The organism is Methanothrix soehngenii GP6, from assembly GCF_000204415.1.
GTDB lineage: Archaea > Halobacteriota > Methanosarcinia > Methanotrichales > Methanotrichaceae > Methanothrix > Methanothrix soehngenii.
In genome coordinates this window covers 549,998-563,823 of the sequence record NC_015416.1, presented here as the reverse complement: position 1 = coordinate 563,823, position 13,826 = coordinate 549,998, and the positions used below count along the sequence as shown (strand labels likewise).

Genomic DNA, 13,826 nt, shown 5'->3' with positions numbered 1-13,826 from the left:
TGAGATCGGGACTCTTTCCCCGTAGGTGAAAGATCCGAATAGCGGACTGAAGCAGGTCATAACCGAGTTCCTGAACGCGGTAATGCTGTTTGAGGCATATCTGCAGAGCGGTGCGCTTCCCTACGAGCGCAGCCCTCAGAGAAAGGCACACAGAAACGGCACCAGATCGAGAACCCTCAAGACCCGCGTTGGCGAATTAACCCTTAATAAGCCTCAGTTCAGAGAATTCCCATTTGAATCAAGCGTATTTGAAAGATACTGTCGTGTAGAACAAGCTCTGCTAATGACGATTGCAGAATCATATATCCAGGGCGTTTCAACCCGAAAAATGGAGGAATTGGTCAAAAACTTCGGTTTGAACAGGTTATCTGCGTCTGAGGTCTCTCGTTTATGCAAGATTCTCGACGAAAAAGTGGAGGAGTTCCTCAAGCGCCCAATTGAAGTCAAGATTCGCTATCTGCTGGTTGACGCTACCTACTTCAAGGTGAGATGCGGTGCCCAATACAAGAACAGGGCTTTGCTGGTTGTAGTGGGGGTTCGCGAGGATGGTCTCAGAGAGATCTTGGGCGCCAGCATAGCGGAATCAGAGGACAGTGGCTATTGGTGACACTATTCAGAAGCCTCAAGGATAGGGGATTAGAGGGCGTCGAGTTGGTGATATCAGATGCACACAAGGGCATTCAAAAAGCAGTGGAATTGTCTTTTGTGGGAGCCTCCTGGCAGATATCGCTGACTGAAGTCAGCGAGAGTTTCGACAAAGTCGAAACATTGCCGTTTTCACCATTCAAGAGCGGTCCTGGAGAGCATTCCCAACAAGGACAAACAAGAGATCGCCGATAAGCTAAAAGAAGCATCTGATGACGAGATAAAGATGCAAGAACTGGCGAAGGAGCTGAGAGATAGAGGGTACGATCCTGCTGCAGAGACAATCGACAGGTTCAGATTCGATCTATGGAATTATAAGGCGTATCCGAAGGCCCATTGGAAGAGGATACGAACCACAAACATCATTGAGCGCATCAATAAGGAATTGAAGCGCAGAAGCAGACCTGTAGGAGCATTCCCGAGTGATCAATCCCTGATGAGATTGGCAGGATGCATCATGATAAATATAAATGAAGAGTGGGTCACAGGTAAAAAGTATTTAACGATGGACGTATAGTAATGATAGTAGGATACAGGGCGGCTAAATTACAGCAATTTCGGGACACTACCCCAGGATATGCTTAATCTCGTTTTCCGCCAGGAATTGGCCGAAAGCACTTTCAAATTCTCCATTTTTATCCATCTTCTTGGGTGCCAATGGCTCTTTGTTTTTCATCCAGTATCCCCAAACACGATTTACAGTGCGGATACTAATCTTCATATCTGCGGCAATGATTCTGGAGCTGATGTAATTGAACAACAAATTGGCGCATATCAATTCTTATTTTGGAAGAAGGGTAGTTATATACTTTTCAGTCAATCAAGGGCACGACCAAGACAGGAATCTTGGAGTGGCGAACCACCTTCTCTGCCACGCTTCCCAAAAGGAATTTGTTCAGTCCCGTTCGACCTATGGCACCGATGACGATGATATGGAGTGAACCCCTCCGAGTGGACAAAAAGTTAAGCAATGCCGACTCATGGAGGGAAGTGCATGAAGAAGACCAGGCGGCGTTACGACCGGGACTTCAAGATATCAGTATTAGCCGAACTTGAGGCAGGCAAGCCACTTGCTCAGATCGCCCGCGAATATGGCATCCATCCGAGTCTTCCTTGCCGATGGAAGGCAGAGCTGGCTGAAAATCCCGAAAAAGCATTCATGGGTAACGGAAACAAGTACAAAGATCAGGCGAAGATTGCAGAATTGGAGAGACTTCTGGGCCAGGCTCATGCTGAAATTGACCTTTTAAAAAAAGCCTTCGCCATGACCCAGAAGAAGGTCCGCGAGGAGAGACGAAAGCCGATGTTGAGGGACGACATATGATCATTCAGGAAGCTCAATCAGATGGCCTTCTGTTGCCAATATCTCCCTCCTGCTTGGCGCTGGATGTGAGTCGCAGCGGTTACTACGAGTGGTTGAAGCGGTCCGAAAAGTTCACTGCGGAGAATAGCGAATCTTCGGATCTGGTTAACCAGATTCAAGAGATAGCTTTGGAGTTTCCTTATTACGGGTACAGGAGAATTACAGCAGAACTTCAAAATCGCGGCTATGCGGTCAACCATAAGCGCGTGCTGAGGCTCATGCGCCAGGAGAAGTTGCTTTGCTATAAGAAGAAGTTCAAGCCGGTAACAACCGATTCCACTCATGGTCTGCCGGTCTATCCTAACCTTCTAAAAGGCAGGGAAATCACGGGACTGAACCAGGCATGGGCTTCTGATATCACTTATGTCCAGCTGCAGCACGAGCATATCTTTCTCGCGGTTATCCTGGATCTCTACAGCAGAAAGTGCATCGGGTGGGAGCTGAGCAGGAGCATAAGAAGCGATCTGGCCATGAGTGCTCTGGCAAAGGCATTGAAGAACCGTTCCAAGGAATCCCTTGAGGGTCTTATTCATCATTCTGATCAAGGCGTTCAGTATGCGTCCAAGGATTATGTAGACTGTCTTAAGGCGCATGACATCCAGATCAGCATGTCGAGAAAAGGAAATCCTTATGACAATGCTTTTGCTGAGAGTTTTATAAAAACACTGGCACTATCTAGAAATCAAGTGAAATTTGTTTTTTACCAGCGATAGATTGTCTCATTTATGATATTATTGCTAATGTGGTTACACAAATCGGCCCATTTGGTTTGATTAAAGCAAATTTATCAGAATAATTTATAAAATAATTTTGTATTTTAAAAAAAATTACTAAGCTAACGCTATTGTTTTAGAATCTGGTTAGGCGATGCCGAATCTTTTAACCCGTATCTAGAAAAGGAATGAACATAAAGAATGCATTGAGTAGAGACTTTTGAGGCCTTCCAAAGACTCCTGCTCTCTTTAGCGCAGAGAGCTTTATCTGCTCTTTGATTCCTGGTTCCTCTAATTGTTTTTTTCTATGAGTCTTGAGACTTGTTGAATAGTAATTTTCTATGGGATTGTTTGTAGCCGGGGCATTATCGGTAAAGTAAAATGCTGTAAGGTTTGGCCAAAGCTCTTCGATTTTATCCAGCCTCTTTCTAACGGATATCATAAACGAGTCGGATTGCATCTTTAAAAATTTAAAATTATTTAAAGCTTCATGATAAGTTCTTTGCTCAAGGTTTTTGCTTTCTCTTCTACGTCTCAATTCCAGACGTCGAACAAAATCATAAAATAGGTGCTTGGCTTCTGCAATCCATGATTTGTATTCCTTGTTGCTTCTCTGTCTCATCATTTTCTCTTCTTCGATCAAGGTGGAAAGGAATTCAATCTCAAGTTCACGGTTAAAAAATATGTTAAGCATTTTGTATTTAAGCAATTCCTGTTCGATGCTTGTTTTTCGAGGAAAATCATTGACTATGAGCTTATTCAAGTGGAGCAAACAGAATTGATGGATTACCTTGTTGCCGAATACTCTTTTAAAAACATTGCTGTATCCTCTGTAAAGGTCTGTGACAATAAATATCTGCTTTTGAGTGTCGAGATTTCTTCGAAGGAAACCTTCGATAGTATCGGCATCTTTTGAATCGAAAAGCTCATCCGCGATTACTTGCCTTGTTACCGAATCAAGGAGTGTCAAACGATACTTTTGGTTTCGTCCTGCCTTGGGATGTTGCTCGTCATAATGCACGAACTGGATATTTTTGACCGAAGGGACATCTGTCTCCTCAATCGCGCACTGGACCATGTTCCGGATGGTATCTTTATCCCGAGGATACAGATAGCCCATTATCGATTCTATCACTTCATAAGATACGTGATTAAGCCTCAGACGTGTGCAGATTTCCGTGACAATCCCGAAGAAGTCTGTCTTTAGCTTGATCCAGAAGTCTCGATCTTCTTCGGTTGACTTCCCGCAAGCGCCACATAAATATTTCCCGACGTTTGCCCCTCCGAGATGTCTCTTCTGGCAGGTGTTAAAACCATTATGGCTCATTGGATGGCCACATTCGGGACATAATGGCGGCACTATTTTCCGAAAAATACCGCTCGCAGTAAATTCAAAGTCGTTTGAGTAATCCTGGAAGATATTTGAAAGCATTTCACGATACGGAAAATTTATCAAGCTTAATTGCATCTCAGTCATTGTAGGGTCACACAGGGTACATGATTATCATAATATTAATAACTTGTGATAGAATGTGCCCTGCCTACATCACTTATTTAGGAGATTGTGCCAAAACACTGAAGGTCGAGGAGGTATATCTCAATGAATATGAGACATTTGAAGATGCATTCAGGAACATATGCAACTTTATTGAAAATGTGTACAACCATAAGAGGCTGCATTCAGCTCTCAATTACAGATCTCCGGTTCAGTTCGAAGTGGAGGTTGCCTTAAATACCATTGCTTAACTATTTGTCCATTATCAGGGGTGCAGTCCACATTGCAGGAGACAATAACCAAACGCAACACGAGCTCGATGCTGCAGGCACTGTGCAGACTTTGCAGAGTTGCAGGGAATCCGGGCTTTTCGTCTCTGCTCATCTTGTTTTCTTTGCCGAGCATGTCCGCATTGGCGTTCATAGCCTCATCATCCTACATTTATATAAACGGTTTTGGGCTAAGTGCGCAGGTTTACAGCTATTATTATGCCATAAATGCCATTGCAATGATCTTTGGCCCGATGCTTTATATGCGAGTGTCCAGGAAATGCCACCGCAGGTCGATTATCATAGTCTGCTTTGCGGCGATATCAGCCAGCGGTCTGCTCATATCATTTGTTGGCGGGTTTCAGCCTTGGATACTGACCATTGTGCTCTTACCAGCAACCATCTGTGGTAACTGTGTGCGAACTCCCGGCGCAAATTTGATGCTGGAGCAGCAAAGAGAGGATACAGGATCTGCTGCGGCTCTGATGAGCTTCTCCAGTATTTTCATAGGAAGCATTGGCATGACCATAATATCCCTGAACTGGAGCAACACAATTTTAGTCCTGGGCATCATGAATATCCTGATCGGACTGGTGTGCGAGGCGCTATGGCTGCGCATCTCCCAAAAGCCGTATGTAATGCAGGTTCCTGAAAGATATATCGCTGCAGCAAGCAGGTAGATGAATCTTGAAAAAGTTTAACATGATCAGGGCATTAGCAAGTCATGGGAGCAGTCACTTGGGCGGCTCCCCTCGTTTCATTCTCTTCAGATACTTGTTCAAAGCGATGTCCACCAGCAGATTTATTCCCGTCAGGGCGACATGAACAACCGGGCCCGCCGTTATTCTCTCGCAGTAGAGACGGTGCAGCTCTTTCAGGTGCCGCAGGTTATATTCCAGACATAGTTCCATCAGCTCCCAGTGCTCGTGCAGGGCATCCTGCTTGGCAAATCTTCTGACTCCCACCAGTTTTGTGTCGGCGATGGTGGTGAAGAAGAACGGAAGCATAAGCCCGGTGTAGTCCTTGAGCGACTCCACCAGCTCTGTGGACTTGGTTAAAATTTGCCCTTTTCTTGTAGGTCAGTAAGCATGCTTACTGGAATTCAAAAATGACCAAATCTTAAATCTTGACAAAGATGAGTAGCGGTCAAAGCTGCAAGCGCATCTCGTTGCTCTGATACAGAGGCTGGAAGTCCTCAAGCTGATGAGTCCCGGATATGACTGCGATCGTCAGGCGCAGGAATCAGAGATCCCGCTTTACTAGGATTTATATAACAAAAAATATACACATAGTCTCAGGAATATGACAGGAGAAAGATGCCATAGCTGGCGGTAAAAAATATAAGAGACGGCTACAGCGCCTTGTCGTCCGTCTCGCCCGTCCTGATACGGATGGTCTTTTCCACTGGCAGGACGAAGATCTTGCCGTCACCGATATTTCCGGTGTAAGCTGCCTTTCTGATGATCTCCACCACCTCATCCTCTTTATCATCGGGGACGACCAGTTCCACCTTCACCTTGGGCAGCATGTCCACCTGGTATTCTTCGCCACGCCATATCTGGGTAATGCCCTTTTGCCGGCCTCTGCCTTTTATCTCAATAGAGGTAAGGCTGGTATAGCCTGCCTCATCAAGTGCATTTTTTACCTCTTCTACCTTGGATGGCCTGATTATCGCCTGTATCATCTTCATGTTCGTGCTCCTTCGGTTGAACATTCTAAATTATCAGATATCTGCCCTTCCCTTAAACCGTCCATTGGACCTGCAATAACGAATTCCGGATAAGCGGAATATCCGTGCTCGCCCAGATCTAATCCAGTCAACTCTTCTTCTGGAGATACCCTGAGACCCACGATCTTCTTGATTATGTAGAACAGGATGTAGCCCGTGCCGAAAGCCCAGACCACAACTACCACCATATCTATAATCTGAGCAATGATCTGGCTGGTATTGCCTACGATCAAACCGCTGACACCACCATAAGTTCCGTCTGCGAATATTCCAACGGTCAGCAACCCCCATAGGCCATTATAGCCGTGCACAGCTACAGCACCCACAGGATCGTCGACTTTGAGCACCCAATCGTTGAACTTTATGCCGTACATCACTATAAATCCTGAAACCACTCCGATTACTACTGCTGCCCAGGTCGGTACATAAGCGCAGGAAGCTGTAATGCCAACCAAGCCTGCCAGGGCTCCGTTGCAGGTGAGAGCTATGTCTACTTTTTTGGTCTTGAAGAAAGTGTAGTAACAGACCAGCGTCGCCCCTGCGGCTCCCGCCAGGAACGTATTGACCGCAATGACTGAGATCCTCAGATCTGTGGCGGCCAGAGTGCTGGCCGGATTGAATCCAAACCATCCGAAGAACAGAAAGAATGTACCCATAACGATCATTGGAACATCGTGACCAGGAATAGCATTAGGCACACCGTCCTTGTTGAATTTTCCAATCCTGGGACCAAGCAGGTATATGCCTGCCAAGGCCACCATACCGCCCACAGCGTGAACTACTCCGGAGCCGGCAAAATCCCTGACCCCGACGCCGTATGGCAGCGTTGCCAGCCAGCCGCCACCCCAAACCCAGTGGCCATAGATGGCATAGATAACCGCAGTGACTATTCCGCTGTAAATGAGAGGATTCCGATTAACGTGATGTCGATGGTCCCCATAATGGAATCCGTCAATATTTTGACGTTTTCACTCTAATTTTTCCAGCTCTTGCCTCCTGAATCCCTCATTTTCCTCTTATTTTCCATATTTTTTCGACAGCTAAAGCTAAACCACCATTTTGCTTTTGGCCGAGGCCAAATGATAGACATTGAAAACGATACCCGTAATCATCATCTTGACTCGAACTCTGGCAACTGTAGTAACAGCGACATGCCCTGCTTTGCAGACACACTTGATGAAAGCGTAGAACCTCTCTACAGGCGATCTTTTACTGGAGATCCGCTTGTTGCGCATTTCATCCTTGTAACTTAAAGGATGGCCTCGGGTGGCTTTTCTCATGGCTGCATCATATCCTTTTGTCTTCGCGCCAGAATATCCTTTATCCGCATAGCGAACTTCGCCTTCTTCTGCTAAATCTACTTGACTATCATGGACATTAGCAGCTGTAACCTCGATCCTTCTAATCAAACCAAATTTCTCGTCCATGGCATCATGCAGCTTGTAGCCGAAAAAGGATTTAGTTCCTTTTTTCGCCCATGCTCCATCTTTACTTCGCCTGGTCTTGGCTTCATCGCCACGAGGAGTATCTGCTTTGGCATGGCCAGGATCAGATGTTATGAACGTGGCATCCTGCATGATTCCCTTTTGCACCTTGAGTTTCATGGCATCAAGTTGCCTTTGCATCTCAGCCCATATTTTCTGGTCTGCACCGGTCTCAGCAAGGCGTTCTCTGAACTTCCATATCGTTGTGGAATCTGGAACAGTCTCCGTTGTGCCAAGAAACACTCTAAACGAGATGCGATCGGCAATTTCCCGTTCAAGCTGCTCATCGGATAGGCTGTATAGCTGTTGAATGAAAAGCGACTTGAGCATCACGATCACATCGAGATTCGGTCGGCCGCCGCATTCGGTATTGTTCCTGTACATAGCTTCAAGCGGCGGTCTGAAGCCTTCCCAATTTAGTCTACCCCCAATATCGACCAGCTTATCTCCAAGATCTTTGACCCGTTCGTATTCCAGACGAAGGGCAAAATCAGTGAGGTTCCTCATGTAACATTATATACTAACAATAGTATTTATAGTTATCGATTAAATGGGGTTTTTCGGAATTCTCATGAGATAGGCTTGCAGCTTCATTCTCTCAGCACACGCACCTGCCACAATTGTAGCTGCGGTAGCCGCGAAGACCACCTGGAACATCCAGAACATCATGGTCGAGACGTCATATGAGTTCCCGGAAAGGAAACATCCGCTCCAACCGATGATACTGTTTCCGTCCTCCAATCCTGCATAGAGCTTTGAGCCTCCGAACATGAGAGCAAAGCCAACGGCCCAATAGGCCAATGCACCTATGGAGAAGTCCATGTAGCTCTTGGCAAAGTAGTTCACTGTATTCTTTACCCTTAAAGCTCCTGCACCCAGAAAGGCGAAGCCTGCTTGCATGAAAAAGACCAGGAAGGCCCCTATCAGAGTCCATGCAAAGTTGACGGCAAGCTTCATCCCGGCAACATCATCCGTATAGGTATTGGAACCATTCGGATCGCCTGCCATTGCTATGGTTGTTAATAGCAGCAATAATACAAAAGCACTTGCTGCAATATTGGTATACTTTGTATTTCTCATGCTCTATCACCATCCTTTTGCTCAAACTAATTGGTGAAATCGGTCACAACGTCAGAAATTATGTATGGCCACTTGAATTAATCATATTAAGCGGCACATCACTGGCTATGGCTCCCAGCCAAATATCGTAGTCATCGTACGCGGCCAGCTCTTTTGGCTTTCCAGAATTTGCACATCGGTCACACTAGCGTTGGATACCTGCGCAAAAATGGCTTTTCCACTTATTAGCTCAATGTCTCTCATCATATTCCCTCAACTGCTTTTATGTTTATGCGATTTTTGAAAATGAGATAACTGTATAAAAAACAATTTGAGAATAAAAACGATAAACTAAGATTTTTTAAGAAAAAATATGTGGCATTATGCTTGCGTGACTACTCCCACCCCTTAAAAGGGGCAGGCTTCTACGGTTTTTATTCCGACAGATTGTAGTCCCAATCTGAGTATATTGATTGCCGCATTCCAATCTCGATCCAAGGATAGCCCGCACTGAGTGCAGTTATGGACGCGATTAGATAGCGTCTTTTCAACCAGAATGCCACACCTGGAGCACATCTTAGACGTATTTCTTGGATCTACCAGTACTACCATCGAACCGGCACTTGCAGCCTTGTACGAGGTCAGAGTCACAAGCATATTCCAAGCCACGTCTGAGATGGATTTTGCCAGGCAATGGTTTTTGAGCATATTTTGAATACTAAGATCTTCAAAAGCGATCAATCCGAACCTGTTAACCAGATATCGACTAACCTTATGGGCAAAATCGTATCGCTTGTTAGCGATCCTTTCATGGACCCGCTCAACCATCCGAAGAGCTTTCTTTCTTTCTGGAGTGCCTTTCGGTGCTTTTGAGATCTTCCTTTGGACTCTGGCGAGTTCCTTTTCCTCTTCTCGGAAGAATCGAGGATTAGCTATCGTCTCACCATTGGAAAGAGTCGCAAAGCTTTCCAGACCAACATCTACACCAACGAGAGAACCGTCTTTCCAGGGAGGCTTGAGTTGATCTTCGATCTCCACAGAAAAGCAGGCAAACCATTTACCTGTCGCAGCTCTCCTTACGGTCAGCCGTTTGATCTTGCCTTCTATGGATCTATGGAGCTTGATCTTGATATTACCAATCTTGGAAAGATAGAGCTTACCAGCATTGAGCTTGAACCCCTTCTGAGGATAGGTAAAAGAATCGTACCAACCTCTTCCCCGAAATCTTGGATATCCAGGATTCTCTCCGGCTTTGACTCTTCGGAAGAACGCCTTCAAGGCAAGATCCACCCTTTCCTGGGCATTCTGAAGGGTTTGGGAAAAGACATCGTTAAGTTCAGGCTTCTCTTCTTTCCAAGTTGGAAGAAGATTGTGCGTCTCGTACTTGGATACGGATTTGCCTTCTTTCTCCCAAGCATCTTTTCGGTATGCTAAGGTCTGATTGTATGTCCACCGGCATAGATCTAGGGTCCTCTCCATCTTCGTCCTTTGGGACTTTGTTGGATAGATCCTAAATTTATATGCCTTGAGCATAGATGCTTGTTATGTGGTTGATTGTGTTTATAGTTTTCTGCACAACGGCGGGGCACGATTCATCCCCTCCCCTGAAGGAGAGGGGTCTTCTCTGCCCCTACACCCCGACGTTATAATTCGCAATCTCAAAACACTCAATCCCACATCCAGAATGTCTTCGCCTGCTTGAACTTCAAGCCTGAAGCTCACAGGGCATTCAACACGTTGCCCAAGGAGTTCCCATCTTTCAGGGTGGGGAGGAATTGGGCTCTCCCGTAAGTTAATTATGCTCACAAATCCATCTCCTGATGTCCATTGCTAGAGTCAGACCATTTGATATGGTTGGGCACTTCCCCTCGTTTTGACGAGGAACAGACAACAGCTTAACTGACTCGTACAAGCAAATACAGGGACACGGTATCGGAGGCATATGAGATCGGGCAACCGATCTAGGTGATAGGATGACAAATGAACCTCTCCTCCCGTACCTGGGGTGCCAGCACGCGAATATGTGCCACAGTGTAGTCAGCAGGAAGAGTCAGCCACCCTTACGCCTCGCGACTTTTTGCGTAGAGGCAAGCCGCGCCCTTCAGGACGCGGTAGTTGACAAAGAGGCGCTATGACAGGAGAACATAGCCCAGTACTCTATTCAGGGGGCAACTATTTTACTCCAGGCCCTCCTTTCCCTCATCCATGAAGGATTATGCCAAGATAGTTCCTTGCCTGGATGTCAAGGTGGTTGACGGCCAGCCATCAGTGGTCAAAGGAGTCAAGTTCGTGGACCTGAAAAGGCAGGGCGATCCGGTCCAGTTCGCCCGGCGCTATCAGGATCAAGGCGCTGATGAGCTGGTATTTCTCGATATCACCGCCTCTCATGAGGGCAGAAAGACCATGGTTGATGTAGCCCGCAGGGTGGCAGATGCGGTCGACATTCCCTTTGCCGTTGGCGGAGGCATAGGAACCCTGGATGGTATCAAGCAGATCCTGGACGCCGGAGCGGACAAGGTGGGAATCAACACCGCTGCAGTCAAGAATCCCGATTTTGTGAAGGAGGCCTCAGAAGCCTTCGGATCAGACAGGATCACAGTGGCAGTGGACGCCCGCCGCAACACCAACATCGTGCCGGGGGTAAATGTCTATGAATTGGAGGACGGCGCAAAAGCCTGGTTCGAGCTGGTGATATACGGCGGCAGAGAGCCTGTAGGAGTCGATGCAATTGATTGGTGCCGGAAGATGGAGAGCTTTGGCGCGGGCGAGCTACTTCCCACCAGCATGGACCGGGACGGGACGAATATCGGCTACGATCTGCCCCTGACAAAAGCCATATGCGAGGCGGTTTCCATCCCGGTTACTGCCAGCGGCGGGGCCTCCACACCGCAGCATATCCTGGAGGCCTTTACAGTGGCAAAGGTGGAGAAGGCCCTGGCCGCAGGGATGTTCCACCGGGGAGAGTACACTGTGGGCCAGGTCAAGGATTATCTGGAGAGCAACGGTATCCGGGTAAGACGGTGATTTGAAAAGGCGATGAACCTAAGGGCGGTGGGAAAGAAGGATAAGAAGGGGATCAGCCTGATCTATGCTCCCCCCATCCATTAGATTCACTGCGAGATACTGTCTATTGTGACCAAGCTCTGTTCTGCGCCTCTGAAAGCGTTCTTGAAGTGAACTTTTATTTTTTGCGATGTTTCTGGCCTGGAGTAGATGAAAGTATCATCAACCTCGTTCTCTGGTGTGATCACCTGCGAATCAACCATCATCCCATCTTTACAGAGCTCCAGGTATAATTTATTTCCATCAATGTCTATGGACGGGATAATAAGCTCATATCCTTCCTCCAATTTTAAAGGTGTCCCTGAAGTTATTGTCTGGGATCTGGTGTCGTTAATCAATATTGGATTGGGATCGATCTCTGAAGTCTGCCAGAGGCTATCTACTGTAGCCATGCTTTGATCTGCACCTCTGAAAGCGTTCTTGAAGCGAACTCTTATTTCTTGCGATGTTCCCGGACAGGAGTAGATGAAAGTATCATCAACTTCGTTCGCCGGTATGATCACCTGGGAATCGATAACAATCTCATCTTTGTAGAGATCCAGGTTCACTTTATTTCCATCTATGTCTATGGAATTAATAGCTAGCTTGTATCCTTCCTCCAAAGCTAAAGTCGTCCCTGAAGTCATTGTACGGGATCGGGGGTCGTCAATCAATATAAGATCAGGATTGACCTCTGAAGTCTGCCAGAGGCCGTCTGCTGTAGCTAGGTTCTGATCTGCGCCCCTGAAAGCGTTCTTGAAGCGAACTCTTATTTCTTGTGGGGTTCCCGGACAGGAGTAGATGAAAGTATCATCCCCTTCGTTCGCTGGCATGATCACCTGAGAAGCAACTATTTCTCCGTCCTTGACAAGCACCACGTACACTCTATTACCATCGAGGTCCATGGACTGAATCTCCAACTCATATCCTTCTTCTAGCATCAAGCCAAACCTTGAACTCACCGTTCTCAATTGAGTGTCATTTATCAGTATACGATAGGGATCCATCCCTGAAGTCTGCCAAATCCCATCTATCATAGCCAATGAATGATCTGTGCCTCGGTAAGCGTTTTTGAAGTGAACCTTTATTTGGTTGGACGCTTCTGCCTGAGAGTAGACAAAGTTGTCGTCAACCTCATTTGCGGGTATGATCAGCTTAGAGTCAATTACTTCTCCGTCTCTGCTAAACTGAAGGTACGCTTTATTTCCCTCGATATCTGCGAACCGGATCGCCAGCTCATAACCTTCCTGTAGTTCCAGGGGCATTTGTGAGCTCAATGTCATTGATCTAGAGTCATTTATTAAAATGCGATCGGGATTGTCTTTCGAATTCTGCCAGATTCGGTCTATTGTGACCAGATCCTGATCCGGAGTTCTCAAAACGTTTTTAAAGTGGATCAATATCTCATGAGATGTTCCCGCTCGGGAATAGTGGAAGATGTCATCAACATCGTTAGGCGGTATGATCACCTCTTCATGAACCAATTTCCCATCTTTATCCAGCTCAAGACAAATTTTGTCTCCCTCGATGTCCATTGACTTGATGAATAACTCGTATCCCTCCTCCAATTTTATTGACTCTTTTGAAGACAATATTATTAATTGAGATTTGTTTATCAATATACGATCAGGATTGTCTTCTGAATTCTGCCATATTCCCACTATTGTAGCAAGATTCTGATAAGCGCTTCTGAAGGAATTTTTTAATTTTGCCCTTATTTCATTAGACGTTCCAGGTCGGGAATAGACGAATTCATCGTCAACCTGGTTTGCTGGCACGATAATCCTGGAATCAATCATCTCTTTGTCTTTGTATAGCTCCAAATAAACCCTATTGCCGTCAATATCAATTGACTTAACCACCAGCTCGTATCCGCCCTCAAGCTCCAATCTCTCTTCATTTGTTATATTGATAAGGACTTCCCGCTCCTGTTCCTCAATCAGCAGAGTTGAATGATCATTTTCATATCCTGCGGCTCCTTCGCTGATTATGCCTCCTAAAAAGGTGACTATCAGGATGATTATAAA

10 protein-coding genes and 4 pseudogenes are annotated in these 13,826 nt (G+C 46.2%); 5 read left to right on the top strand and 9 right to left on the bottom strand.

Going from position 1 to position 13,826, the window contains the following annotated elements:
- Positions 1-25 precede the first annotated feature (25 nt).
- Positions 26-1,162 (top strand): annotated as a pseudogene (locus tag MCON_RS02745) (IS256 family transposase).
- A 295-nt stretch (positions 1,163-1,457) separates the two neighbouring features.
- Here the strand turns inward: MCON_RS02745 and MCON_RS15485 are convergent.
- Positions 1,458-1,574: pseudogene (locus tag MCON_RS15485) on the bottom strand (universal stress protein); the annotation flags it as partial.
- A gap of 65 nt (positions 1,575-1,639) precedes the next feature.
- On the opposite strand from MCON_RS15485, the pseudogene MCON_RS02730 reads away from it, so the two are divergent.
- Positions 1,640-2,676, top strand: a pseudogene (locus MCON_RS02730) (IS3 family transposase); the annotation flags it as partial.
- Between the two features lie 211 nt (positions 2,677-2,887).
- On the opposite strand, the gene MCON_RS02725 reads toward MCON_RS02730, so the two are convergent.
- Positions 2,888-4,198, bottom strand: coding sequence for a transposase (locus MCON_RS02725; RefSeq protein WP_013718220.1), 1,311 nt, complete (start codon positions 4,196-4,198; stop codon positions 2,888-2,890).
- 92 nt (positions 4,199-4,290) lie between these two features.
- Between MCON_RS02725 and MCON_RS02720 the strand changes: the two are divergent.
- Together MCON_RS02720 and MCON_RS02715 are read left to right on the top strand one after the other, a co-directional pair.
- A pseudogene (locus tag MCON_RS02720) lies at positions 4,291-4,467 on the top strand (IS3 family transposase); the annotation flags it as partial.
- Positions 4,468-4,739: 272 nt separating this feature from the next.
- Positions 4,740-5,165: an MFS transporter gene (locus tag MCON_RS02715; protein ID WP_157863642.1), complete on the top strand. Its 426-nt coding sequence runs from the start codon at positions 4,740-4,742 to the stop codon at positions 5,163-5,165.
- Positions 5,166-5,219: 54 nt separating this feature from the next.
- Here MCON_RS02715 and MCON_RS02710 read toward each other — a convergent pair whose 3' ends face one another.
- From MCON_RS02710 to MCON_RS02685, 6 genes are all read right to left on the bottom strand, one after another.
- The gene (locus tag MCON_RS02710) at positions 5,220-5,522 is read right to left on the bottom strand and encodes a hypothetical protein (protein WP_013718514.1); all 303 of its coding nucleotides are present in this window, start codon (positions 5,520-5,522) and stop codon (positions 5,220-5,222) included.
- A 314-nt stretch (positions 5,523-5,836) separates the two neighbouring features.
- Positions 5,837-6,175 (bottom strand): P-II family nitrogen regulator, encoded by a 339-nt coding sequence (locus MCON_RS02705; protein WP_013718513.1) that lies wholly within the window; start codon positions 6,173-6,175, stop codon positions 5,837-5,839.
- Positions 6,172-7,116 (bottom strand): ammonium transporter, encoded by a 945-nt coding sequence (locus MCON_RS02700; RefSeq protein WP_269798861.1) that lies wholly within the window; start codon positions 7,114-7,116, stop codon positions 6,172-6,174. Before MCON_RS02700 ends, MCON_RS02705 begins: the two co-directional genes overlap by 4 nt.
- A 144-nt stretch (positions 7,117-7,260) precedes the next feature.
- Positions 7,261-8,205, bottom strand: coding sequence for an IS5 family transposase (locus MCON_RS02695; RefSeq protein WP_013718511.1), 945 nt, complete (start codon positions 8,203-8,205; stop codon positions 7,261-7,263).
- A 39-nt stretch (positions 8,206-8,244) separates the two neighbouring features.
- A complete protein-coding gene (locus MCON_RS02690; RefSeq protein ID WP_013718510.1) occupies positions 8,245-8,778 on the bottom strand; it encodes an ammonium transporter in 534 nt (177 codons plus the stop codon).
- Positions 8,779-9,165: 387 nt separating this feature from the next.
- Complete coding sequence (locus tag MCON_RS02685; protein ID WP_013718509.1) at positions 9,166-10,290, bottom strand: RNA-guided endonuclease InsQ/TnpB family protein; 1,125 nt, start codon at positions 10,288-10,290, stop codon at positions 9,166-9,168.
- Positions 10,291-10,962: 672 nt separating this feature from the next.
- On the opposite strand from MCON_RS02685, the gene hisF reads away from it, so the two are divergent.
- On the top strand, positions 10,963-11,781 hold the full coding sequence (gene hisF, locus MCON_RS02680) for an imidazole glycerol phosphate synthase subunit HisF (protein ID WP_013718508.1): 819 nt from the start codon (positions 10,963-10,965) through the stop codon (positions 11,779-11,781).
- A gap of 86 nt (positions 11,782-11,867) precedes the next feature.
- Here hisF and MCON_RS02675 read toward each other — a convergent pair whose 3' ends face one another.
- Positions 11,868-13,739, bottom strand: a complete 1,872-nt coding sequence (locus MCON_RS02675; RefSeq protein WP_269798860.1) for an S-layer protein domain-containing protein — start codon at positions 13,737-13,739, stop codon at positions 11,868-11,870.
- Between the last annotated feature and the right edge of the window lie 87 nt (positions 13,740-13,826).